This is a genomic window from Microlunatus kandeliicorticis, assembly GCF_014137855.1.
In the GTDB taxonomy this organism is placed as follows: domain Bacteria; phylum Actinomycetota; class Actinomycetes; order Propionibacteriales; family Propionibacteriaceae; genus Microlunatus; species Microlunatus kandeliicorticis.
The window spans coordinates 202,272-224,706 of sequence record NZ_JACGWT010000006.1 but is presented as its reverse complement, the minus strand read 5'-3'; the positions used below and the strand labels follow the sequence as shown (position 1 = coordinate 224,706).

Here is a 22,435-nt window from a genome sequence, read left to right as displayed (position 1 = left end):
CGCGCGCTGAGCTTGTCGAAGCGCTGGTTCCGCGCGCTGAGCCTGTCGAAGCGCCGGCACCCCTTAGATCGGGTCGAGCGCTCCCGGCCAGCGATCGCGGATCCAGCCCGCCCAGTCGACCTCGGCCCGGAACGGCACCCTGGCCAGCTCGGCCGCGTCCGGCTCCTCGAACTGCTCACGCCACGTCTCGAGGTCGGCCGCGGTCATCGTGAAGTTGGTGTCCGGGTGCTCCGCCGACCGCCGCCGGACCCGCTCGAGCTGGGTCGCCGGGTCGACCGGCAGATAGACCACCTCCGCGACGGCGTCGTGCCGGGCGGCCAGCCAGCCGAGCGCCTCGCGTTCCTCGCGTCCCCAGAAGCCGAAGTCGAGCACCACGTCGGTTCCGAGACGCAGGGCCTGGCGCGCCACGGTGATCAGTCGGGCCTCGACCAGGTCGCGCTTCGCGGCCCAGGCCTCGTCGGCGAACTCCCGTCCGAAGAGCGGCAGCATCCACTCGTCCGGGGTGAACCGGAGCGCCCGGCGCTCCGCGGCCAGCCGTCGCGCGGTGGTGGTCTTGCCGGCGCCCGGCAGCCCGACGACCAGCCACAGCGTGGTCATCCGCGGGTCTCCAGCCCGAACGAGGCGAGCATCGCCCGGGCGTCGGCGAAACCTTCGAGGTTGCCCTCTGGGCCGTCGATCCCGGTCCGGTCGTCCGCGGCGAGCCGCCCGGCGAAGTACTCGGCCTGGACCCCCGCCCGGAGCAAGCCGAAGAGGTCGAGGTGGGCGTCGAGCTCACCCGGCGGCAGCGGACCGATCTCCCGGTAGCGGTCGAGGAACGCCGCGCCGCGCTCGCGCCCGCCGAGGTACATCAGCGCCGACGCGACGTCGTAGACGAGCGGACCGTCCTGCCCGGCGCTCCAGTCGATGATCCCGACCTCACCCGACCGGGTGCGCAGGAACGCCTCCGGAGCCGGGTCGGCGTGGACCACACCCCACCCGAGCGGCGGCAGCGCGTCGTAACGGTCGAGCAGGTCGGCGAGCAGCGGCGCCAGCCAGGCCGGCTCGGCGGCCGGTTCCGACCACCAGCCGCGCAGGAACGGCCGGGCGCGGGCGTCGTCGCGGACCCGGTGCTCGGCCGCGTGCACCCGGGCGAGTGCCTCGGCCATCGCCCGCTGCTCCTCGGCGGTCTCCCCGGTGAGCTCGACGCCGTCGACGAAGGCGAGCAGGGCCACTCGGCCGTCCGCCGCCGCGGCGGACAGCTCGCCCGCGGTGGTCCGCCGCGGAGCCCCGGTCAGCAGCCCGTGCCGGGCCAGTCGTTCGGCGATCGCCGAGCCGTGGTCGAGCGCGTCGGCGGTCGCGTCGGGGGCCCACTTGGCCACCCAGCTGCCGTCGGGCAGGTCCACCCGGGCCACCACCGAGTTCATCCCGGCCGGCAGCGGGCCGAGCGCGAGGGGAGCGGTGTCCCACGCCCGGGCCAGCAGCGCCGGGAGCAGCGCCATCAGCCGGTCGGGGTCCACCGGCGTCACCGTAGGCGTCGGCGCCGCCCGACGCGACCGGGTTTGCCCGCCGAACGGGCAGGATCTGACCGCTCGATCGGCAATGCGCTCGCCGCCACGCCTGACGGACCGCGCCTGTTCCGACCGAGCGGTCGGTTCCTGCCGTCAGTGACGGTGTCCCGCGAGCAACCCGGTTGATCCTGCGGCTCGATGGCTCCCGATGGCCCCCGAGCCGTCCACCGGGGCTTCGAGCCGCACGATCTACCGGGTCGGCTGCGTAGGGTTTCCGCATGACCACCGAGCTCTCCGTCCGCGAGCGGGCGCTGGCCGCCCGCGAGGCGTCGCGGGCGCTGGCCACCGCGACCCGCGGGGTGAAGGACGCCGCGCTGCACGCGATGGCCGACGCGCTGGCCAAGGCCGAGACCGCGGTGCTCGAGGCCAACGCCGACGACGTGGCCCGGGCCGAGACCGCCGGCACCCACGCCGGGCTGGTCGACCGGTTGCGGCTGACCCCGACGCGGGTCGAGCAGATGGTCGACGGGCTGCGGGCGCTGGCCGGGCTGGCCGACCCCGTCGGGGACGTCGTCCGCGGCTGGACCACCGCCCAGGGCGTCCGGATCCAGCAGGTGCGGGTGCCGTTCAGCGTGGTCGGGATCATCTACGAGGCCCGGCCGAACGTGACCGCCGACGCGGCCGGGATCGCGCTCAAGTCGGGCAACGCGGTGCTGCTCCGGGGCTCGTCCTCGGCCGCGGCGTCGAACGCGGCCGTGGTCGAGGCGCTCCGGGCCGGCGTGGTCGACGCCGGGCTGCCCGCCGACGTCGTCCAGCTCGTCCCCGGGCCGCGCGAGGTGACCGCCGAGCTGATGGCCGCCCGCGGGCTGGTCGACGTGCTGATCCCGCGCGGCGGCGCCGACCTCATCGAGACCGTGGTCCGCAACAGCGTGGTCCCGGTGATCGAGACCGGGGTGGGCAACTGTCACCTCTACGTCGACGCCGGCGCCGACCTCGAGACGGCCACCGCGATCCTGCTCAACGCCAAGGTGCAGCGTCCGAGCGTCTGCAACGCCGTCGAGACCCTGCTCGTCCACGCCGACGCCGCCGCCGATTTCCTGCCCACCGCGCTGGCCCGGCTCGCCGAGGCCGGCGTCGTGCTGCACGTCGACGAGCGCACCCGGCCGCACGCGGGCGACCTGGCCACCGTCGCGGTCACCGAGCAGGACTGGGCCACCGAGTACCACGCCCTCGAGATCGCCGTCGGCGTCGTCGACGACCTCGACGCGGCGATCGACCACATTCGCCGCTGGAGCACCGGCCACTCCGAGACCATCGTCACCGACTCGACCGCCGCGGCCGGCCGGTTCACCGCGGAGATCGACGCCGCCGCCGTGCTGGTCAACGCGTCCAGCCGGTTCGTCGACGGCGGCGAGTTCGGCTTCGGCGCCGAGATCGGCATCTCCACCCAGAAGCTGCACGCCCGCGGTCCGATGGCGCTGCCCGAGATGACGTCGACGAAGTACGTGATCACCGGCACTGGCCAGACCCGGGCGTGAGAGCTCCGGCGGTAGGCTGCGGCCATGACTGTTGGCCTGACCGTTCTGCAGACGGCCCTCGAGACGGAGCTGCCGCTGCCGCCGTGGGCGTTCGGGCTGATCGCCTTCGGCATCCTCGTGTCGCTGCTGCTGATCACCCTCGCCGCGGGCAAGGGCCGGCCGCACAGCTGAGGAGCGGAGGAACCGCATCGTGCCGGTGATCCCACCGCGGCCGACCGGGCTCGTCCGCGATCCCCGGGCCAGCGCCGGGCGGCGCTATCGGCTCGGGGTGATGGGTGGCACCTTCGACCCCATCCACCACGGGCACCTGGTGGCGGCCAGCGAGGTCGCCAGCCGGTTCGCGCTCGACGAGGTGGTCTTCGTCCCCACCGGGCAGCCGTGGCAGAAGACCGACCGCGAGGTGTCCGGCGCCGAGGACCGCTATCTGATGACGGTGATCGCCACCGCGTCGAACCCGCGGTTCAGCGTCAGCCGCGTCGACATCGACCGGCCGGGCGTCACCTACACCTACGACACCCTGACCGACCTGCGCGCCGAGCGCGGCGACGACGTCGAGATGTTCTTCATCACCGGCGCGGACGCGCTCGCCCAGATGTTCAGCTGGCGCCGGGTCGACGAGCTGTTCCGGCTCGCGCACTTCGTCGGCTGCACCCGGCCGGGGGTGGAGCTGACCCGGCCGGCGATCGACGCGATGCCGGCCGACCGCATCACCCTGCTGGAGATCCCGGCGCTGTCGATCTCGTCCACGGCCTGCCGCGCGCGGGTAGGACAGGGCGACCCGATCTGGTACCTCGTGCCCGACGGGATCGTCCAGTACATCGCCAAGCGCGGCCTGTACGCCGAGCCGCCGATGATCAGCACGCCGCTCTACGACCAGCAGACCCAGCCGCACGACCATCTCGAGGGGAGCCGATCCTGACCGCCACCGACCACGCCGTCGAGCTGACGAGGGCGGCCGCGCAGGCCGCCTCCGACAAGCTGGGGAGCGACATCGTCGCCTACGACGTCTCCGAGCAGCTCGCGATCACCGACGTCTTCCTGGTGATCACCGCGACCAACGAACGCCAGGTCGGCGCGGTCGTCGACGGCGTCGAGGAGGCGCTCCGCGGACTCGACGCCAAGCCGTTGCGCCGCGAGGGCGACCGCCAGCAGCGCTGGGTGCTGCTCGACTACTACGAGCTGGTCGTGCACGTGCAGCACAGCGAGGAGCGCGCGTTCTACGCCCTCGAACGGCTCTGGCACGACTGCCCGGAGATCGACCTGCAGCTCGACCAGCACCTCGCCCGGCCGTCCGCGCAGGACGCGGCCGGACCGACCTGGTGACCGCCGCCCGGCTGATCATCTGGCGGCACGGCCGGACCGCGTGGAACGCCACCGGGCGGTTCCAGGGCCAGGCCGACATCCCGCTCGACGAGGTCGGACGAGGTCAGGCCGCGGCCGCCGCACCGCGGATCGCCGCGCTCGGGCCGACCGCGATCGTGGCCAGCGACCTCTCGCGCGCGGCCGAGACCGCGGACGCGCTGGCCCGCGTCACCGGGCTGACCGTGACCTACGACCGCCGGCTGCGGGAGATCGACGTCGGGTCCTGGGAGGGACTGACCGTCGCCACGGTGGAGCAGCAGGACCCGGGCCACGTCCACGACCACCACCTCGGCGCCGACTTCCGCCGGTCGGCGACGGGGGAGACCGCCGGCGAGGTCGCCGACCGGGTGGCGGCTGCCCTGACCGAGATCGTCGGGGCGGCCGACGACGACGCGGTGGTCGTCGCGGTGATGCACGGGTTGGCGGGCCGGGTCGGGATGGCGCGGTTCCTCGACCTCGAACCCAACCGGTTCGGCGGCATGCGCAACTGCGGCTGGATCAACCTCGAGCGGCACCGGCTCGGCCACTGGCTGGTCCGCGAGTACAACGCCACCGCGCCCGAGACCGGGATGCCGGCCCCCGAGGACCGGGTGGCCTGACCGGATTTCACTCTCCCCGGCCTCACCCGTTAGACTCATTCGGGCCGTTCGGGAGACCGGACGGTGCACAGCTGGGGCTTTGGCGCAGTTGGTAGCGCGTTTCCATGGCATGGAAAAGGTCAGGGGTTCGAATCCCCTAAGCTCCACCCATCTGACAAGGGGAAACACTCAGCGCCATCTGAGTGCAACCAGCGCTGGGTGACTAACTGGGTGACTAAGTCCCCGCAGCGTCCACGCCAAACAACTGATCCATCACCGTCGCTCCAGTCTGGATCACCGGCCGAAGCTGATGGCGATACACCAACTCAGTCACCGTGGTCCCGCTGTGACCCACCAACCGCGAGATCTCCTCCAACGGCACGCCCGCATCGGAAAGCACCGAGACGAACGAGTGCCTCAGCTCCCGGGGAGTCCAGTCGTCCGGATCGATCCCATCCACCAGCGACAACGCCCGACGCAGACCACGACGCACGTTGGCTGAATCCATCGCGGTCCCCACCGACGTCGTGAACACCAGACCGGACTCCTGCCACCGATCACCGGCCGCAAGCCGGTCCTCGAGCTGACGCACCCGCTCCCGGCGCAGCACCTCCACCGCTCGACCCGGCAGTGCCAACGTCCGCCGGCTCCGCCGCGTCTTCGTATCGCCGCCCGAACGGACCGAACGCCACACCTCCATGTGGGGCGGCACGCCATCCACCTCGTCGAGATGCACGTGCTCCCACCGCAACGCCCGCATCTCCTCCGTCCGCGCCCCCGTCAACAACGACAACACGATGTAGCCGTGCAGTCGATCCGACGCCGTCACCGTCAGCGCCGCGTCGACCTGCTGCGGCGTCAGCGACTTCGACGGCCGACCCGTACGCCCGTTCGGCACACTCACCAGCTCGACCACGTTCCGGCTCACCAGATCCCGAGCCATCGCCCGACGTACCGAACGGTTCAAACAGCCATGCAGCCGGCGAAGCGTGTCGGTACTCAACGACGGCGCGAGGGTCGAGAGCCAGGCCTCGATCTCGCCTGCAGTCAGCGCCCGTAGCCGGCGACGGCCGAGGTGAGGAAGAAGGTGGCGGTGCGCCAAACTCCGGTGCGTCCGGACCGTGGCAGCATCCTGGCGAGGGAGACCGAAGTTCAAAAAGTCCTCGACAGCCTCACCGACAGTGTAGAAGTCCCTGGCTAGGAGGACCCCGTTCTCCTGGTCGCGCACCATGGCTCGCAGCTTCGAGGACGCCTCGGTCCGTGACCGACCGCTCGCCTTCCGCACCACACGCTTCCCGCGGCTGTCGTAACCCGTAGTCACGGTCGCGATCCAACGCTGGCGGCGCTCGTCCCATCGCAGCCCGCCATCGCCGCGAGCCCGTCGCGTCATACTGCTGCTCCCAATGAGGCAACGTATGCCTGCAGGGCGGCCACCGGCACCAACCGCCGACGCCCGGCTTTCACCGACTCCAGCTGTCCGGAACGAATGAGCTCATAGATCCGCGACCGGCTCAGGCGCAATGCCTCCGCCGCCTCATCGACCTCGTAGAGGATCGGAGCTATCAACCGCGTCTGTCTAACCATGACGTCAAACTCGCCTCTCGACCGGGGGACGCCGGGCTTCGGCCTCCCCGAGTGGGTGATGGTGCGGTCTCCGACCGGCTCGTCAAGGGCACTTCGTGTCCGTTGGATTCGCTTCGCTCACCCTTGACCAGCCGGTCGGAGACCAGACTTCGCAGTGGTCGGGGAGGCCGAAGCAGACACGCAGCCCCTCGGATCACTGGTCAGCCGTCAGGAACGTCGGGGTCTGATCCGGTTGCCGAACGAGACTGCCCAGCAGCCCGGGCCTGCTTCGCGGGTTCGTACTGGGCTCGCCAAATCGAGCGTTCCACGACCGAGCCCTTGATGACCATCGCGTAGGTGGTGGGATCCGCGAGCGTGTCGGTCCAGACATACCGGGGTGTGCCATCGGGCATCGTGACCGAAGCAGCGAGGCGTTCAATCTCCGGGGCCACGATCCCGGACTCCAGCAGAGCCTCCCGCACCACGGCAGCTCGGTCACCGCGGTGCTCACGCAACGTCTTGCCCGACCACTGCCGCGAGACGAGGACGCGGCGGCCACCGAGGCCGAGGTGCTCACGATCATGGGCTTTGCTCCCACACTCACCCGGCCGCAGACCCGGACCCGGATGCTTGGGCTGGACGCCGAACCGGAGCCAGTTCGCGCAGTGCTCGGAGCACGGCAGATAGCGCAGCTCGGCGTGCAGCCGATCGATGTGCGCCACGTAGTCGGCGTCGAATCGGTCACCATCGTCGAGCTTGTCGGCGTTGCCGGGATGGGCGAAGGTGCCCGCCACGGACTTGGCGAGGTACTTCGTCAGGTACCGGACCGCCCGGTCGGCGTCCTCGGACGGTGCGATGATCCCGGCCAGGTCGAGTTGCCGGCCGAACCGCATCACATGTGAAGCACCCAACCCCGAGCGGCCATCGTCGGGGTCGTCGGCCTGGTCGAGCTGGTCGAGGGCTTCGTGCCAGGTGGGCAACATCAGCCCGGTGTCGGGATCGCAGTAGCCATCGCCGCTCCACACCGGGGTGCGGTGGACGTACATCGGGCGGTCGAAGCGGGGCCACCACAACTGCAGATAGGTGGCCGAGACGACCTGGCGGATGACGGCCCGCGGGATCGCACCCCGCACCGCCGCGTGCAGATGCGGCGCTAGCCGTTTCTGCGGTTCGACCGCGGCGAAGTACTGGACCCGGTAGCCGGCGCACCGGCGCAGGTTCTGCCAGAACCGGTCAACCAGCCGCGGAAAGTGCAGGGCGTCGAGTGCGGCCCGACGGTAGTCATAGCGGGCCGGATCCAGCGGCGCCCCGTTCGGCTTGACCCGGCCGTAGGAGGGCAGGGTCAGGGTGAGGAACATCGAGGGCCGGTAGACCTTCCCGTCTGGCGACTCGAACGTCCGCCCGACCGTGCGGTCCTCCACCGGCACCCGGGGCAGGTCCGCAGCGTCCTGGCGGCGACGGGTCGACCGCACCCGACGATCACCAGCTGCAGCCGAATACTCAGACCCAGCCTCGCCCTCTCCTGTGTCGGCAAAGCTCGGGTCACGGTTTGGCTGGCGTTCTGGTTCGTCGGTGCGGTGCCAGCCCTCGGCGCACTGCTGCATCCGAAGCCTCCTCGCCTTGTCCGCACACGAGGGGCAGACGTCTTCGCGGGTCGATCCGCACGGCAGCGCGACCTTCGACTCGGTCCCGGTTTCCTGGTCGATGACCCGGCGGATCAGCGGCCGCACGCACACCTTGTGCGCGACTGCGACCTCATAAGCCATGTCGACGGTGATCACCGGCCACTTCGACGCTGGAGCAGCGTCAGCTGGTTGGCGGTGTTGATCTTGGTCGAGCGGCTGGGTCGACATCACGCACACTCCGAAGGATGTGCCGCACGGTCCTAGCTTCGACTCCATGCCGTGCGGCACATCCCGTTCGGGGAGACCAGCCGAGCTGGTCTGATCATGATCGGCGTCCGGAGTCGATCAACGCCGAAATCACTCATATATCTGACGCCACACACGAAGAAGGAGGTCTGAGGGTGGGCCGTGGCCAAAGATTGTTGATCTTGCTGGGGTGTGGGGCGGCCTTGCTGATCACCAGTATGCACATCGCCCACCGACAAAACAGGACCCGCAAAACGGCCACCCAGGCGGACAGCCACCAGCATCCACGTTCCAGCGTCAAACTGACCGAACTTCCACGAACGTCCATGGACAGGAACGCACGTCAACGAACGCCAACACACAACAACGAGAAACAACCGCAAACCGGCTTGCTGACCCGCCCGACCAAACTTAATGTGATGGAGATCACACTCCTGCGCAAGAGATTTAGGGCCGAGGTAGGCAATCTCCGTCGGGTCTGATGCCCCAGATGACTCACCCGATCCAAAGCCGACAGAGACCAGTGCAAAACAAACGACACCCCGACATGCCGCCGACGCGGCAGCGCGAAGCCCAGCCTCGCGGTCGATGCAAGACCGTAAAGCTGGGCTCTGATCGCGCTAGGTCAGTGGGCCGCCTCGTACTGTTCGCGCACGGCCGCACTGATCCGGCCGCGAGACGAGACCTCGACGCCGTTTGCCTCAGCCCACTCGCGGATCTTCTGGGTATCGCTACCGCCCGAAGTACTGCGCGTCGAGGAACGGCGGCCACCGGAACGCCCACCCCCGGCGGCGACGCGCCGTCCGGCCTCGAGGTAGGGGCGAACGGCCTTGGCCAGCTTGTCGTAGTTCTTCGGTGTCAGGTCAACTTCAACCGACCGGCCCTCGAAGCTCAAGGTGACGGTCTTGATGTCGTCGCTCTCGGTTCCGTCAATATCGTCGGAGAGAAGCGTCACGATCTTCTGTGCCATGCCCCTATGAAAGCCCTGTGGCAATCAGCCGCACAACTTCTAGCGCTTCCATTCGATAAAGTCGCAGGCTGCGCCTCAGAAAGCCCCGCACTAGTAGGTCGGAAACTGAAACGAGGGCCGGGCGCGCTGCTGTACCAAGCCCTCGTCTGAGCCGCCCGAACCTGTGTCCAGAACGAGCGCTCGGCTAAGCGTTACCCCCCGAACTCGGCCGCAAACCGGTTCGGGCTGTGAGGCAGCGGCGCCGGCTCAGCGCACACCAGCTCAAGACACCGATCCGACGCCGCTGCAACCCCGGTCTGAGCCCAGCGTGCAGGAGTCCTACCCGCATCGAGCCTCAGGAGGAAGCAGATGCGCATCCGCCACCGGCTCATTTGATCAGAAGGGTCGTCACCATCCTCGGCGGCCGCCGGTTCGCTGCACCAGCCCCGGAGCCTCTATTCGGAACAAACCGGCCTGGCTCTAGGTACTTGGGCGCGCCGGGCGTACAGTTCGAACACTCTCGAGGTCGAAAGCCTTTGCTCACGAAGCAGCCCCGCCCTGATCTGTTTGTCAGTCAGCATCGGGGGAGCGGCGTCAACACGGGCGGCGACGAGATATTGGCCCGGCCGACTTCAAGTGGCCGGGCCGCGTCCATATCGCATAGAGGGTCGGTCTACATAACGAGCTAGCGCGAGACATCATTAGGCGGCACGTCACGGGGAGCTTCGAGCAAAGGTCAGAGGCCGCCAGTACTCAACTGAGATGCTCAGCTAGCAAACGCGGCACGGCCCCAAGGTTCGCGAAGCTCAGTCGGCGAGAGCCTGATCAGCGAGAACAGCGTCAAGTCGTTCGAAGTCCTCATCCATGCCGGCGTCCATCCCGGATTCGAGCATGGCGTCGCAAGCGTCGCGGCTCCTATACGTCGAGACAATCTCCAAGGCACTTCTCCCGCCGTCCAGCTCAATGAAACGGACCGTTTCCAGGGTCACTCCAGGCTCGTCCTCGAACTCCCACGTATGGACCAGGAGCCCCTCTTGCACCACGTGATACGAACCTCGGAACGCCCAGCTCGACCCGTTCGCAGCCTCGACGACGTAACGGAATGCGCCACCAGTCACGACATCGAAGCGGTCCAGCCGAACGGTCGTGCCCCGTGGTCCCATCCACCGCGTGAAGAGGTCCGGGTCGGTGTGAGTTCGCTGTACCAGCCGGGCCGGCGCTCGGAACTCCCGGCGGTGGCGGATGCTCTGCTCACCAACTCTGACGTGCTCGGTCAGCCCGGGCTCGCGGATGTCGTGGCCGGTCGTCCCATCGGGCCGATCCGCGTCCAGGTCGGCCGTCGCAAGCTGTTCTTTGGCCATGAGGTGTTCCTCCTTACTTAGGCGCTGAGGCTCGTGCTCAACGCAAGATGTATGTGGTCCGCGGGATGCCCCGGTCAATCGGTGGTCCGCTCTTGTTCGAGTAGCTCCTCGAGGACGGCGTCGAGTCGTTGGTAACGCTGCTCAAGCCGCTGACGACGCGCCTCCATCCAATGGGCTGCTTCGCCGAGGGGTGCTACCTCCAGGCGGACGCGCTGGTGGCGACCGTCGCGGTTCCGAGTGACGATGCCGGCCTGTTCCAGCTTGCGTATCTGCTGAGAGACAGCCTGGAAGGTGATCGGGAAAAGTGCGGCGAGCTGACCGACCGTCGCCTCGCCCTCGCTCAGCTTGTCCACGATGGCCAAGCGCACTGGATCACCCAACGCAGCAAAGGTCATCGCCGCCGCCGGTACTGCGCCGACACTCATCCAGGCCCGCCCTTCATCCCGACGTTCAAGTAACTACTTTAATGTAGAGCTAGCGTCGCGCGAGTGCAAGACCGTGCAGTCGACTTGTGGTGGTGCGCCGCTCGAGGTCGACGGGCTCCACGCGCCTCTGCTGAATTTGCCTCTCATGGATCAAGGCGGCTCGCTGCGCTCGCCGCGCCGCGCGGGTCCTCGCTCCGCTGCGGCCCGCGCCGGTCGAGAGGCACCAAACTCCGAGCTATAGCACCCGTGCCCATCACTGACCAACGGATGCAGGTTCGACCACCAGCTGGCTGCCTTAGATTCTGGCTGACAGCACTGCCGGGCCACCCCAGGTGTACGTTTCGCACAGGGAATCGAGCTGGTGGGGGATCCGGCTCGGTTCGACGATCCGGCCTCGGCTGCCTCGTCGCCACTCGATTGGCAGTCGTAGCCGCGAGGAGAGCCTAAGGGCGATCCTTCACCATGGCGGAGGATCGGCCGCGCCAAGCGACGAAAATGGCGGCGCGCCAGATCTGGCTGGGACTGTTCGAATAAGCGCCGCCGAATGGCCACTGGGTGACCAACTGGGTGACTACGACCCCGCATCTGACTACATCCAGACACCTGTCAGTGCACAAATTTGAGTGTGAAGCGGCATCGCCGACGCTTCTCCGGAGTCCATGGCATGGAAAAGGTCAGGGGTTCGAATCCCCTAAGCTCCACCATCCCCACCGCACGAGTGGCGCTGGTCCGGTCCGGATCCGCCCTTGACTTCAAGCGCTTGAGGTCTGGTCAGCTAGCGGCGTGACCACATGGACCATCCAGGACGTGTCGCGGCAGAGCGGTCTGCCGGAACCGACGCTGCGCTACTACGAGGACGTCGGGCTGCTCGGCCCCATCGCACGGGACGACCGCAGCGGGCACCGGCGCTACGCCGACCGCGACCTCGACGACGCGCAGGTGCTCGCCTGCCTGCGGGCGATGGGAGTCGGGATCGACGACATGCGGACCTACCAGGCCAACCGGGCCCGGGGCCGGGCCGCCGCGGGCGAGCAGCGCGACCTGATGGTGCGCCACGCCGCGCGGGTCGAGCAGCAGATCGCCACCCTCACGGTGCACCTGGACTACCTGCGGACCAAGGCGGAGCTCTGGGACGCGCGCGACCGCGCGGACCGGGCCGACGAGCAGGCGGCGCGCGCCGCGCTCGAAGCGATCCTGCCCCGGCTCGAGGAGAGCATCCGATGACCGACACCCTGGTCACCGGCGGGACCGGCTACGTCGCCACCCGGTTGATCGCCGACCTGCTCGCCTCCGGTATGCCGGTGCGCACGACCGTGCGCTCGCTCGACCGGGCCGACGAGGTTCGCGACGCCGTCCGGCGGGCGGGCGTCGGCGCCGACGGGCTCTCCTTCGTCGAGGCGTCGCTGACCGAGGACGCCGGCTGGGCCGCGGCGCTCGACGGGGTCGCGGAGGTGCACCACGTGGCCTCACCCATGGTCCAGACGGCCGACCGCGACGCCGTCGTGGTGCCGGCCCGGGACGGGGCGCTGCGGGTGCTGCGCGCCGCCCGTGACGCCGGGACCCGGCGGGTCGTGCTGACCTCGTCCTTCGCCGCGGTCGGGTACACCCCGAAGGCGGTCCGGGACTACGACGAGAGCGACTGGACCGACCCGGAGACGCCGGGCCTGCCGGCCTACCCGCTGTCCAAGGCGGTCGCCGAGCGCGCGGCGTGGGACTTCGTCCGCGACGAGGGTGGCGGGCTCGAGCTGGTCGTCCTCAACCCGACCTGGGTGGCCGGCCCGACCCTGACCGCGGCCGCCCGGTCGTCGCTGGCGTTCTTCACCGGCATGCTCGACGGGTCGCTGTCGGTCGTCCCGCGCCAGCGGTTCGGGATCGTGGACGTCCGCGATCTCGCGAGCGCCCATCTGGCGGCGATGCGGACGGCGTCGGCAGCGGGCCGGCGCTACCTGCTGCTCGCCGACGGCCCGACGATGACCTTCCGTGAGGTCGCGCAGGTGATCGGCGTGGAGGTGACCGAGGCCGAGGGGGAGGACCCGCCGCCGTTGATCATTCGCAACGACCGCGCCAAGGCCGAGCTCGGCTTCCGTCCCCGGTCCGCGATCGAGACCATCACGGAGACCGTCGCGAGCCTGCGGGAGCTCGGGCTCGCCTGAGGCAGTGGACTCAGGCGAGCGGCCAGCCGTCGATGCGCTTGGGCCGGGGTGGCGCGTAGGTGCGTACCTTCGACGTCGACAGCCCGAGCCGGACGAGCGACTCGGCGACGGTCACCGCCGCGGCGACCCCGTCGACCACCGGAACTCCGGTCCGTTCGCGCACCGCGGTCTCCAGCTCGGCCATCCCGCCGCACCCCAGGCAGATGACCTCGGCACGGTCCTCGTGCACCGCCGCCTCGGCCTGGGCCACGATCGCCTCGACCGCGCGCTCGGGATCGGACTCGAGCTCAAGCACACCCAGACCGGTCGACCGGACGGAGGCGCACCGGCGGTCCAGACCGGCCAGCAGCAGCCGGTCCTCGATTAAGGGCACCGTCCGGTCCAGCGTGGTGACGACGCTGTAGCGGTGACCGAGGTACATCGCGGTCGAGGCCGCGGCCTCGGTGATGTCGACGACCGGGACGTCGAGCAGCTCCTGCAACCCCTCCCGCCCGTGCTCGCCGTAGCCGGCCTGGATGACCGCGTCGTAGGGCTGGTCGTAGGAGAGCACCCGGTCCATCACCCCGACCGCGGCGAGGTAGCTCTCGAGGTTCCCTTCGACCGACTCGGCGCCGAACCGCGGCGTGAGCGGCACGATCTCGGTGCCCGGCGCGGCGACGCGGGCGGCCTGCGCGCCGATGCCCGCGGTCATGGACGCGGTGGTGTTGACGTTGACGACGAGGATGCGCACGGCGACCTCAGCGGTGCGGTCGGCCCGCCGCGGCGGGGACACTCGGACGGTTCACGGTCAGCTCCTCGGGACGGGTCAGCCGGACGGACGGAAGTCTGCCGGAGGTGTCGCCCTCCCGGCGGCCGTCCCGGTTCGGGCGGCGCGGTCGATCATCGGCGGTCCGGCATCGTGCGCTCCATGATCACCGGTGGACCATGATCAGGAGGACACTGGCTCGGCCACCACGCGGACGGAGTACGGCAGCTCGGGAAGGCCGACCTCGGCAGGGACGAGCGGCGGCATCGAGACGCCGTCGACCGTGGGCAGCTCGAGGTAGTAGCGCGTCTTGCGCACCTCCAGCCCGCCGTCCGCTGTCGGGTCGGTGCGCCACGACCACGGGGCTCGACGGAGCCGCTCGGCGTCGTCCCGGGTGGCCGGACCGCCGAGCAGCAGCGACCAGAGACCGTCGTCGGTCAGCGCAGCGATCTGATCGCGCCGCGACGGGTCGGCCGGGTCCAGCACGCGGCCGGCCAGCTCGCGGAGCACCGCGACCGGGACGAGGTTGGCGTCGGCGGTCTGCGCGTGCGCTTCGGCGATGATCAACGCGCGCAGGTAGCCGGCCGTGGCGGCGTCGGTGTCGATCACGCCGTCGATCAGCCGGAGCCGTTCCAGGGTCTCGCGCGGCGGCTCCCCGGTGCGCCCGTGAGCGTGACCGCTGCGGACGAACGATTCCAGGTGGTCGAGTCGCAGGCCGGGGCCTGATCCACGCAGACCGGACGGGCGGACCCCGTCGACCACGGCGATCACCGTCTCCGCGTCGTACCCGTGGGCCTGCAGGACCGGCGCGAGGTCGCGGATCCGCGCGGCGCCGAGCTCGTGGTGGTCCAGTCCGCCGAGGTGCTCGAGGGTGTGGCTGAACGGCAGGTGCCCGACGTCGTGCACCAGTGCGGCCACGCGTGCCACGTGATCATCGGGACGGAAGTGGGCGACCAGCGCGAGCAACCCGAGCGAGTGCTCGAGCCGGGTGTACGTCTGCGCCGTGGTGATCACCGCCGCCCCGGCGTGGCTCACGAAGCCGAGCCGCCGCACCCACCACGTCCGGAGCAGGGCCTGTTCCACCGGTGTGAGCGCCACCTCGACCCGCCAGACCGGGTCGACGTACACCCCGTTCGAACCCGACGTGTCCGCGGTGATGATCACCAGCACATTCTCGTGACCGCCGGCCGTCTGCGCACGTCGGTGGGCCGAGCGAGGGTGCGACGATGCGGTGGTGCCAGCCGAGATCGAGCCAGTGGTCGACCCGCGTGCTGTCGTCGGCACCCCACAACCGATCCTTGTCGACGGCAGCCTCGCGTTGCGACCGTGGCGAGTGTCCGACGTGGGTTCGCTGGTGACGGCCTACGCCGACCCAGCGATCCGGCACTGGCATACACGCACGATGGACGCGGACGAGGCTCGGGCCTGGGTCGCCTCCGAACAGGCAGCCTGGCAGGAGGCGCGGCGGGCCAGTTGGGCGGTCGAGCAAGAAACCCTCTTCGCCGGGCGGATGACGCTCAGGCTCAACCTTGCGGGCGGGACGGCCGAGGCCGCCTACTGGACGGTTCCGACCGCGCGCGGTCGCGGCGTTGCTCCGCGAGCCCTGGAAGCCGCCGTCGCCTGGGCCTTCCGCACCGGCTTTCACCGCGTCGAGCTCCAGCACTCGACCAGGAACGAGCCGTCCTGCCGGGTCGCTCTCAGCGTCGGCTTCGCGGCAGAGGGCACCCGGCGCGCCGCCGGGCTGCATGCCGACGGGTGGCACGACATGCACCTCCACGGACGGGTCGGACCGTGACCTGCGGCGGCGGCCCCGACGATCCTCAGGATCTCGAGTTCCGCAGGGGGTGTACGGGACGGGACGTCGACGCCGCACTGGCTGTGTTCGACGCCGCGTGGGGAGCGGGCACCCCGTGGCGGAGGAGACGGTCCCAGCTCGAGGCATCGTTTCGCGCGGATCCCGGTCTGCTGGCGATGGCGTGCGCCGGCGAGGAGGTCGTCGGCTGCGTGGCGAGCGACGGGGTCGACGTCATCACTGTGGTCGCCGTCCGCGACTCGTGGCGCGGGCGAGGGGTCGGGCGCCGGCTTCTGCAGGAGACCGAGGGTCTCCTCGCGGCTCGAGGAGCGGACCGTGTCACGCTGGGCAGCGTTGACGAGGCCCTCGCCTTTTACCGTCGGTGCGGGTACACCGGCCGGTGGCTCATCCAGGTCGACCCGAGGATCGCTGACCCGAGCGCCGTGATCGAGATGCTCGTCGACGGGGTGCTCGCCGGGCACACCGTGCGACTGTCGTGCTGGGAGGGACACCCCCAGCTGTGGCTCGACGAGCCCGGTGATCCTGCGCTCCGGAGGCGCGTGGAGTCGGTCAGTGGCGTGGTCGTCCAGGCCGTGATGCAGAAGACCTTCGCCCTCGGTACAGGCTGAGGCAGCCCTCAGCCGAGCGCAGGGCATCGGCCTAGGTTGAGCGGGTGCCGGAACCCGTTGCCCGTCCGTCGACGCCGATGCGGGTCGAAAACCTGCTCGATGTCGTCCGGCCCGACCGTGCCGCGCTGCCGACGCTCGGCATGGACGGAGCCCTGCTGGCCATGACGGTGCGCATCCGCAGCGGCTCGCGTTCACCGGCCGGTCGGCCTGGCGCCCACGGCGACGACCTGCCCGAGCAGATGACGGCTGGGCAGCGGGTGCGGGTGTGGCGGACCGACGACGGCAGTCGGTTCGAACCGTTCGCGGCGTGGAGCACGAGCTGGGGCGGCCACTGGTCACCGGACGGCCGCCGGCTCGCCGCCTGCGTGCACCGCGACGGTCACCCCGCCACCCTGGCGGTCTGGGACGCCACGGACGGCGCGGTGCGCGACTTCGCCGTGAGGGTGGGCAGCCAGTACCCGTTCGAGCGGCCCCAGTGGGCGCTCGGTGGGACGGCGCTGCTCGTCGAGACCCGGCGCCCCCGGACCGATCCGACGGACACCCCACGCACCCCGAGCGTGCTGCGGTCACAGGACGATCCGGACGACGCCCGCGCGCGGACGCTGCTCGACGCCTCCGACCTCACACTGGTCGGGACCGATGGTGACGTCCGGGTGCTGGCCGAGGACTGGACCGTCCGCAGCTGGCAGGTCTCACCCGACGGCCGTCGCGTCGGCGGGCTGCGCGTGACCCGGGTGGACACCGCAGGGCACGAGCTGCGGTTCGCTCTGGTGGTGATCGACCTCGTCTCCGGAGCACGGACGACGCTGGCCGAGGAGATCGCCCAGCAGTACGGGCTGGGCTGGTCGTGGTCACCGGACGGATCGGCGCTCGCCTACTTGGTCACCGGTCGTCGGCGGGCCGACGAGCTGTGGGTCGCCGCCGCCGACGGCACCGGCGCCCGGCGGCTCACCGGAGGCACGAGCGCACAAGGCCCGCACGGCACCGATTCCGGCGTCTCCGACTACCAGGCTCCCCGGTGGCTCGACGCCGCCACGGTCGTCCGGCACCAGGAGGGTCACGGCTTCGTCGCCGTCCCGGTCTCCGGCGGTGACCCGGTCGAGGTCCCGACCCCGGTCGGCGAGGTCGAGCAGTGGTTGGTCGAGCCGGACGGCTCCGGCATCGTGACCGATGATCACGGTGCGCTCCTCAGTGTCCGGAACACCGACGGACAGGTCGCGCTCGACCGGATCGATCTCGTCCGCGGCCGTCGCGACACCGTGGCCGTCCACCCCGGTTCGATCTCCGCCTCGGCTCTGCACGTCGGCGGTGGGCCGTCGGCGGGGGTGTTCCTGATGACCTCCGCCGAACAACCCGGTGAGCTGTGGCTCGCGAGCGGCGGGGGACTGCGCAGGCTGGCGGCGCTCAACCCCGGGCTACCCCGGCACCACACCGTGCAGCGAGTCCGGGGTGACGTCCGGAGTCGGCCCGGCGTCGGCCTCCTGGTGCCGCTCGGCTCACCCCCGGCCGACGGCTGGCCGCTGGTGATCAGTGTCTACGGCGGCAATGCGCGCGCCTCGGAGCTGGTCGAGCGGTACGAGCCGGACAACGGCATCGTCGAGCCGGGCCTGCTGACCTCGCGGGGCTGGGCCGTCGCCTTCCCGGACCTGCCGATGACCGACCGCGACCCGATGCGGCAGTTCGCACCGATGGTCCGCGAGGTCCTCGATCGGTTGCCCGACGTGCTGCCCGTCGACCGTCGCCGGGTGGCGGTGGTCGGCAACAGCTACGGCAGCTACACCACGCTGAGCCTGCTCGTCACGATGCCGGAGACCTTCTGTGCGGCGGCCGTCTCGGCGCCTCTGATCAACCCGATCGCCTCGTACGGCGCGATGTACCCCGAGGGCCGGACGCTCGACGGTCTGTGGGAGAGCGGCCAGGGCCGGCTCGGGGTACCGCCGTGGGCCGATCCCGAGACCTGGGTGGTCAACAGCCCCTACCTGTTCCTCGACCGCGTCGACGCGCCGGTGCTGATCGGCGTGGGCGGGCCGGGGCTGCCGGGTGAGGAGGCCCAGGCCGAACAGCTGTTCACCGGCCTGCGCCGCCTCGGCCGGTCCGCGGAGCTGCGGCGCTACCCCGGGGAGGGCCATGCGCCCACCGCCAGCTGGGGTCCTGCCGCCTACGCGGACTTCGCCACCCGATTGGTGGACTGGGTCACCGGCGCAGCGCCGCTCGCCTGAACCGCGCGACACGTCGGGTCAGCCGATCCCGACCGGTCGGAGTGGTTCCGCCGGGCCGGCCGCGGGTACCCGCAGGGTATGGCCGACACCGCGATCTTCGACGTCGACGGCACCCTCGTCGACACCAACTACCAGCACGCGCTGGCCTGGTACCGGGCGTTCCGGCGCTTCGACATCGTCCGGCCGCTGTGGCGGCTGCACCGCGGGATCGGGATGGGCGGCGACACCTTCGTCCCCACCCTGGCGGAGCAGGAGGTCGAACGCGTCCACGGCGACGCGCTGCGGGACGCCTGGGTGGAGGAGTTCGACCCGATGATCGACGAGGTCTCCGCGCTGGAGGGTGCCCACGAGCTGCTTTGCGAGGTCAAGGAGCGCGGGTTCCGTCTGGTGCTGGCCAGCTCGGGTCAGCGCCACCACGTCGAACGGTTCCTCGACCTGATCGACGGCAAGGGGCTCGCCGACGCCTGGACGACGTCGGAGGACGCCGAGACCAGCAAGCCGGCGCCCGATCTGGTCGCCGCCGCGCTGGACAAGGTCGGCGGCGGATCGGGCGTGATGGTCGGAGACTCCACCTACGACGTGCTCGCGGCCAAGAAGCTCGACATCCCGACCATCGCGGTCCGCTCGGGCGGCTTCTCGGTCGAGGAGCTCGAGGAGGCGGGGGCGGTCCGGGTGTTCGACTCGCTGACCGAGCTCCGCGACCACCTCGACGAGACCCCGCTGGCCCGTCCGAGCTGACCGCAGCGGCCGCGGCTAGTCTCGCGGCCGTGCCGGAGCCCCAGGTGACCGCCGCGCCGACGGTGCTGTGGGACTTCGACGGCACCCTGGCGTTCCGGGCCGACCGTTGGCGCGGGGCGCTGCTGGCCGCCCTCGACGCCGTCGACCCCACGCACCAGGTCAGCCTCGACCAGCTCCGCCAAGGACTCCGCGACGGCTTCCTCTGGCACACGCCCGAGCAGCCGCACCCGCACCTGGACACTCCTGACCGGTGGTGGGGCCACCACGCGTCGCTGTTCCTGCAGACCTACCTCGACGCCGGCATCGACGAACCCGCGGCGCGGCGGGCGGCCTCCGCGGTGCGGTCGGCCTACCTGGACCCGGCGGCCTGGACGGTCTACGAGGACGTCTTGCCCGCGCTGCGTCGGCTGCAGGCCCACGGCTGGCAGAACGTGGTGCTCAGCAACCACGTCCCCGAGCTGTCCGTGCTGGTCGAACAGCTCGGGCTGGCCGGGGTGGTCAACCAGGTGCTGACCTCCGCCGTCACCGGCTACGAGAAGCCGCACCCCGCGATGTACGTCCTGGCCCGGCACGTGGCCGGCGACCCGCGGGTGATGTGGATGGTCGGGGACAACCCGGTGGCCGACGTCGCCGGTGCGCGCGCCGCCGGCATCCCGGCTCTCCTGGTCCGCACGCCGGACGCCGACGGACGGGTCCTCGGGCTCGCCGACGCCGTCGACCGGATCCTCGCCGCCCCCGGCGAACAGCGGGGGTGATCCGCACCGACGTCGGTGCGGATCACCCCCGTTCCAACGTCCGCGGTTTAGACCGCCCGCAGCAGACGGCCGTCGAAGACGCCGCGCACCGTGCGCACCGCGACGACCAGCCACGCCGCCACCAGCGCGACGTAGATCGCGACCGCGGCTCCGGCGAAGAGCGGCAGCCCGGTCGCGGCGGCGAGTCCCGAGGTGCCGGTGACCACCGTCCCCACCGGGAAGGTGAACGACCACCAGGTCAGGCTGAACGGCAGCCCGGCCCGCACGGTCCGCACGGTCACCGCGAGCGCCAGCGCCGCCCAGAGCAGCGCGAAGCCCCAGACCGGCACCCCGTACACCAGCCCGAACGCCTCGAAGGCCCGCCCGTACGGCGCCGGGAGGACGGCCGGTGCCTGGACGCCGAGGACGTGGGCGGCGGTGATCGACTGGCCGAGCGGTCCCAGCACGATCCACAGCGTCGGGACGGCTGCGGCCGCGCCGAGCTTGTGGTGGACCAGGCGGTGCCAGATCAGGGTGATCATCACCAGGCTGGCCACCAGGGTGAGGCCGAACATCGCGTAACAGGCCAGCACCAGGGTGGCGCGGGTCTGCGGGTCGGTGACCAGGGGGAGCAGCAGCGGCCCGGTGGCCGCGCTGACCATCGGCGGCACCACCGGCATCAGCCAGCCGCCGAACGCCGACTCGGGTCCGATGCGGTGTTCGGTGAACGCGCGGTAGGGGACCGTCACCGCGGTGCCGAGCCCGAGCAGCGTGCCGGCCGACCAGAGCACCGCGTCGAGCACCAGCGCCGGCTCGTGTCCGAGCCATGGGCCGCCGACGAGCACCGCGCCGGCCCCGACGGTCATCAGCGCCATCGCCGGTGCCCCGTAGAAGTGCGCCATCACCGGGTCGGCGAGGTAGCGCCGGCCGGGGTGTCGGAGCCGGTGCGCGAGAGTGGCCGCGGAGATGATCACGAGCAGGGCCAGGTCGAGCGCCCAGACCACCCGGGCGACGTCGAGCAGTCCGGGCAGCCGGACGGGCAGGGTCGCCGCCGCGTTGGCCACGATCCCGGTGCCCATCACCGAGGCGAACCAGTTGGGGGTGATCGCCCCGAGCGGCGACTGACCCTCGAGCCGGGCGAACAGGCCGGTGAGCCGGGACGCCGGCGCCTCGCCCGTCGTACCGGCGGTGCTGTCGCTCACCCGCTCGAGGACGGCCGGCAGCGGGGTCACGTGGGTCCGGACGGTGCTCATGGATCCAGCGTGCTGCTCGTCCCTACCAGCCGGTAGCCGGTGCCGCCCTGTGCGTCCACAGGCACGGCCTGTGGGTAGGGGTAGGGTCACCCTGTGGGTCCGGGACCGCATCTGCCGCCGCTCGAGTCGCTCGCGTTGCTGACCGAGGTCGCCCGCACCGGCAGCATCGGGGGTGCCGCCCGCGCGGTCGGGCTGACCCAGCAGTCGGCGTCCGAGCGACTGGCCGGGATGGAGCGCCAGGTCGGCGTCCCGCTGTTGCACCGCGGCGCCCGGGGGACCGGACTGACCGCCGCGGGCCGGGTGCTGGTCGAGTGGAGCGCCCGCTTGCTGGCGGTGGCCGGTGAGGTGGACGCAGCGATCGGAGCGCTCCGCGACGAACGGGACCGGACGCTGCGGATCGCGGCGAGCATGACCGTGGCCGAGCACCTGCTGCCGCGCTGGCTCGCGGTCTTCCGGCAGCAACGCAGCACGGACGACGCGGACGCCTCGGTCAGCCTGCGCGCCGCCAACAGCGCCGAGGTGGTCGCGCTGGTCGCCTCGGGCGGCGCCGACCTCGGCTTCGTCGAGGGAGCCGAGCGGCCCCGTCAGCTGCGGTCCTGCGAGATCGCGGACGACGAGCTCGTGCTGGTCGTCGCCCCCGGGGACCGGCTGGCCCGGCGGCGGCGCCCGCTCGGTCCCGCCGAGGTGGCCGCGCTCGCCCTGACCTCACGCGAGCCGGGGTCGGGGACCCGCGAGGTGGTCGACCAGGCGCTGGCCGCGCACGGCTTGCGGAGCGTGGCGCCGGCGGTCGAAGTGAGTACGGCGACCGCGGCGCGAGAGTCGGTGCTGGCCGGCGGGGCCCCCGCGTTCCTCAGCCGGGCGACCGTCGACCGGGATCTCGCCGCGGGGTCCCTGGTGCGGGTGGCGACCACCGGCCTGGACACCCGTCGGACGTTCCGGGCGGTCTGGGTCGGGGACACCCGCCCGCCGGCCGGTCCGGTGCGCCAGCTGGTCGCTGTGGCGATCCGGTCGGCCGCCACCGGCTGACCGGCAGGACGC

At 71.1% G+C, this 22,435-nt stretch carries 24 protein-coding genes and 1 tRNA gene; 14 read left to right on the top strand and 11 right to left on the bottom strand.

The genetic code is table 11. The annotated features are described in order from the left end of the window. Positions 1-63: 63 nt before the first annotated feature. Both FHX74_RS17905 and FHX74_RS17900 read right to left on the bottom strand, forming a co-directional pair. Positions 64-597: an AAA family ATPase gene (locus tag FHX74_RS17905; RefSeq protein ID WP_182561555.1), complete on the bottom strand. Its 534-nt coding sequence runs from the start codon at positions 595-597 to the stop codon at positions 64-66. Next, positions 594-1,496: a phosphotransferase enzyme family protein gene (locus FHX74_RS17900; protein ID WP_182561554.1), complete on the bottom strand. Its 903-nt coding sequence runs from the start codon at positions 1,494-1,496 to the stop codon at positions 594-596. Before FHX74_RS17900 ends, FHX74_RS17905 begins: the two co-directional genes overlap by 4 nt. Before the next feature lie 269 nt (positions 1,497-1,765). Here FHX74_RS17900 and FHX74_RS17895 point away from each other — a divergent pair, with 269 nt between their 5' ends. From FHX74_RS17895 to FHX74_RS17870, 6 genes are all read left to right on the top strand, one after another. Continuing rightward, entirely contained in the window at positions 1,766-3,025 is a 1,260-nt protein-coding gene (locus FHX74_RS17895; protein ID WP_182561553.1) for a glutamate-5-semialdehyde dehydrogenase, read from the top strand. Positions 3,026-3,049: 24 nt separating this feature from the next. Then, positions 3,050-3,196, top strand: coding sequence for a hypothetical protein (locus FHX74_RS17890; protein ID WP_182561552.1), 147 nt, complete (start codon positions 3,050-3,052; stop codon positions 3,194-3,196). A gap of 28 nt (positions 3,197-3,224) precedes the next feature. Then, on the top strand, positions 3,225-3,944 hold the full coding sequence (gene nadD / locus FHX74_RS17885) for a nicotinate-nucleotide adenylyltransferase (protein WP_328823932.1): 720 nt from the start codon (positions 3,225-3,227) through the stop codon (positions 3,942-3,944). Next, positions 3,941-4,348 (top strand): ribosome silencing factor, encoded by a 408-nt coding sequence (rsfS, locus tag FHX74_RS17880; protein WP_182561772.1) that lies wholly within the window; start codon positions 3,941-3,943, stop codon positions 4,346-4,348. The genes nadD and rsfS overlap by 4 nt, the downstream gene beginning before the upstream one ends. Continuing rightward, on the top strand, positions 4,345-4,986 hold the full coding sequence (locus FHX74_RS17875) for a histidine phosphatase family protein (protein ID WP_182561551.1): 642 nt from the start codon (positions 4,345-4,347) through the stop codon (positions 4,984-4,986). Before rsfS ends, FHX74_RS17875 begins: the two co-directional genes overlap by 4 nt. Positions 4,987-5,059: 73 nt before the next feature. After that, a tRNA-Ala gene (locus tag FHX74_RS17870) sits at positions 5,060-5,132 on the top strand. Between the two features lie 68 nt (positions 5,133-5,200). Here FHX74_RS17870 and FHX74_RS17865 read toward each other — a convergent pair. The 6 genes from FHX74_RS17865 to FHX74_RS17840 all read right to left on the bottom strand — a co-directional run bounded on the left by FHX74_RS17865 (position 5,201) and on the right by FHX74_RS17840 (position 11,134). Further along, a complete protein-coding gene (locus FHX74_RS17865; protein WP_220484150.1) occupies positions 5,201-6,196 on the bottom strand; it encodes a tyrosine-type recombinase/integrase in 996 nt (331 codons plus the stop codon). Positions 6,197-6,351: 155 nt separating this feature from the next. Continuing rightward, positions 6,352-6,549, bottom strand: coding sequence for a helix-turn-helix domain-containing protein (locus FHX74_RS17860; protein WP_182561549.1), 198 nt, complete (start codon positions 6,547-6,549; stop codon positions 6,352-6,354). Positions 6,550-6,749: 200 nt separating this feature from the next. Next, positions 6,750-8,309 carry a replication initiator gene (locus FHX74_RS17855; RefSeq protein ID WP_328823909.1) on the bottom strand — a complete coding sequence of 520 codons (1,560 nt, stop codon included), beginning with the start codon at positions 8,307-8,309 and terminating at the stop codon, positions 6,750-6,752. Positions 8,310-9,024: 715 nt separating this feature from the next. Beyond that, the gene (locus tag FHX74_RS17850; RefSeq protein WP_182561548.1) at positions 9,025-9,369 is read right to left on the bottom strand and encodes a histone-like nucleoid-structuring protein Lsr2; all 345 of its coding nucleotides are present in this window, start codon (positions 9,367-9,369) and stop codon (positions 9,025-9,027) included. 785 nt (positions 9,370-10,154) lie between these two features. Then, positions 10,155-10,709: an SRPBCC domain-containing protein gene (locus tag FHX74_RS17845; RefSeq protein ID WP_182561547.1), complete on the bottom strand. Its 555-nt coding sequence runs from the start codon at positions 10,707-10,709 to the stop codon at positions 10,155-10,157. A gap of 74 nt (positions 10,710-10,783) precedes the next feature. After that, positions 10,784-11,134, bottom strand: coding sequence for an ArsR/SmtB family transcription factor (locus tag FHX74_RS17840; protein WP_182561546.1), 351 nt, complete (start codon positions 11,132-11,134; stop codon positions 10,784-10,786). 783 nt (positions 11,135-11,917) lie between these two features. On the opposite strand from FHX74_RS17840, the gene FHX74_RS17835 reads away from it, so the two are divergent. Together FHX74_RS17835 and FHX74_RS17830 are read left to right on the top strand one after the other, a co-directional pair. Continuing rightward, the gene (locus FHX74_RS17835) at positions 11,918-12,358 is read left to right on the top strand and encodes a MerR family transcriptional regulator (RefSeq protein ID WP_182561545.1); all 441 of its coding nucleotides are present in this window, start codon (positions 11,918-11,920) and stop codon (positions 12,356-12,358) included. Beyond that, positions 12,355-13,287, top strand: a complete 933-nt coding sequence (locus FHX74_RS17830; protein WP_182561544.1) for an NAD-dependent epimerase/dehydratase family protein — start codon at positions 12,355-12,357, stop codon at positions 13,285-13,287. Before FHX74_RS17835 ends, FHX74_RS17830 begins: the two co-directional genes overlap by 4 nt. Before the next feature lie 10 nt (positions 13,288-13,297). On the opposite strand, the gene FHX74_RS17825 is transcribed toward FHX74_RS17830, so the two are convergent. Beyond that, a complete protein-coding gene (locus tag FHX74_RS17825; RefSeq protein WP_182561543.1) occupies positions 13,298-14,017 on the bottom strand; it encodes an aspartate/glutamate racemase family protein in 720 nt (239 codons plus the stop codon). 198 nt (positions 14,018-14,215) lie between these two features. Beyond that, the gene (locus FHX74_RS17820; RefSeq protein WP_182561542.1) at positions 14,216-15,196 is read right to left on the bottom strand and encodes an HD domain-containing protein; all 981 of its coding nucleotides are present in this window, start codon (positions 15,194-15,196) and stop codon (positions 14,216-14,218) included. A gap of 70 nt (positions 15,197-15,266) precedes the next feature. Here FHX74_RS17820 and FHX74_RS17815 point away from each other — a divergent pair, with 70 nt between their 5' ends. The 5 genes from FHX74_RS17815 (at position 15,267) to FHX74_RS17795 (ending at position 20,165) form a co-directional block, all read left to right on the top strand. Beyond that, a complete protein-coding gene (locus FHX74_RS17815) occupies positions 15,267-15,827 on the top strand; it encodes a GNAT family N-acetyltransferase (protein WP_182561541.1) in 561 nt (186 codons plus the stop codon). After that, a complete protein-coding gene (locus FHX74_RS20820; protein WP_182561540.1) occupies positions 15,824-16,453 on the top strand; it encodes a GNAT family N-acetyltransferase in 630 nt (209 codons plus the stop codon). The genes FHX74_RS17815 and FHX74_RS20820 overlap by 4 nt, the downstream gene beginning before the upstream one ends. A gap of 44 nt (positions 16,454-16,497) precedes the next feature. Beyond that, positions 16,498-18,672 (top strand): S9 family peptidase, encoded by a 2,175-nt coding sequence (locus FHX74_RS21225; RefSeq protein ID WP_182561539.1) that lies wholly within the window; start codon positions 16,498-16,500, stop codon positions 18,670-18,672. A 78-nt stretch (positions 18,673-18,750) separates the two neighbouring features. Then, positions 18,751-19,410 (top strand): HAD family hydrolase, encoded by a 660-nt coding sequence (locus tag FHX74_RS17800; RefSeq protein ID WP_182561538.1) that lies wholly within the window; start codon positions 18,751-18,753, stop codon positions 19,408-19,410. A gap of 29 nt (positions 19,411-19,439) precedes the next feature. Further along, entirely contained in the window at positions 19,440-20,165 is a 726-nt protein-coding gene (locus tag FHX74_RS17795) for an HAD family hydrolase (protein ID WP_182561537.1), read from the top strand. A 47-nt stretch (positions 20,166-20,212) separates the two neighbouring features. Here the strand turns inward: FHX74_RS17795 and FHX74_RS17790 are convergent, their stop codons facing one another. After that, on the bottom strand, positions 20,213-21,397 hold the full coding sequence (locus FHX74_RS17790) for a TDT family transporter (protein WP_182561536.1): 1,185 nt from the start codon (positions 21,395-21,397) through the stop codon (positions 20,213-20,215). Between the two features lie 93 nt (positions 21,398-21,490). Between FHX74_RS17790 and FHX74_RS17785 the strand changes: the two genes are divergently transcribed. After that, positions 21,491-22,423, top strand: a complete 933-nt coding sequence (locus tag FHX74_RS17785; protein WP_182561535.1) for a LysR substrate-binding domain-containing protein — start codon at positions 21,491-21,493, stop codon at positions 22,421-22,423. Positions 22,424-22,435: the final 12 nt, after the last annotated feature.

What these genes read in the sequence shown, in the direction of transcription:
- FHX74_RS17905 (WP_182561555.1), bottom strand. Translation starts at nt 597, where the DNA reads ATGACCACGCTGTGGCTGGTCGTCGGGCTGCCGGGCGCCGGCAAGACC.
- FHX74_RS17895 (WP_182561553.1), top strand. Translation starts at nt 1,766, where the DNA reads ATGACCACCGAGCTCTCCGTCCGCGAGCGGGCGCTGGCCGCCCGCGAG.
- FHX74_RS17890 (WP_182561552.1), top strand. Translation starts at nt 3,050, where the DNA reads ATGACTGTTGGCCTGACCGTTCTGCAGACGGCCCTCGAGACGGAGCTG.
- FHX74_RS17865 (WP_220484150.1), bottom strand. Translation starts at nt 6,196, where the DNA reads ATGGTGCGCGACCAGGAGAACGGGGTCCTCCTAGCCAGGGACTTCTAC.
- FHX74_RS17860 (WP_182561549.1), bottom strand. Translation starts at nt 6,549, where the DNA reads ATGGTTAGACAGACGCGGTTGATAGCTCCGATCCTCTACGAGGTCGAT.
- FHX74_RS17850 (WP_182561548.1), bottom strand. Translation starts at nt 9,369, where the DNA reads ATGGCACAGAAGATCGTGACGCTTCTCTCCGACGATATTGACGGAACC.
- FHX74_RS17845 (WP_182561547.1), bottom strand. Translation starts at nt 10,709, where the DNA reads ATGGCCAAAGAACAGCTTGCGACGGCCGACCTGGACGCGGATCGGCCC.
- FHX74_RS17840 (WP_182561546.1), bottom strand. Translation starts at nt 11,134, where the DNA reads ATGAGTGTCGGCGCAGTACCGGCGGCGGCGATGACCTTTGCTGCGTTG.
- FHX74_RS17830 (WP_182561544.1), top strand. Translation starts at nt 12,355, where the DNA reads ATGACCGACACCCTGGTCACCGGCGGGACCGGCTACGTCGCCACCCGG.
- FHX74_RS17800 (WP_182561538.1), top strand. Translation starts at nt 18,751, where the DNA reads ATGGCCGACACCGCGATCTTCGACGTCGACGGCACCCTCGTCGACACC.
- FHX74_RS17790 (WP_182561536.1), bottom strand. Translation starts at nt 21,397, where the DNA reads ATGAGCACCGTCCGGACCCACGTGACCCCGCTGCCGGCCGTCCTCGAG.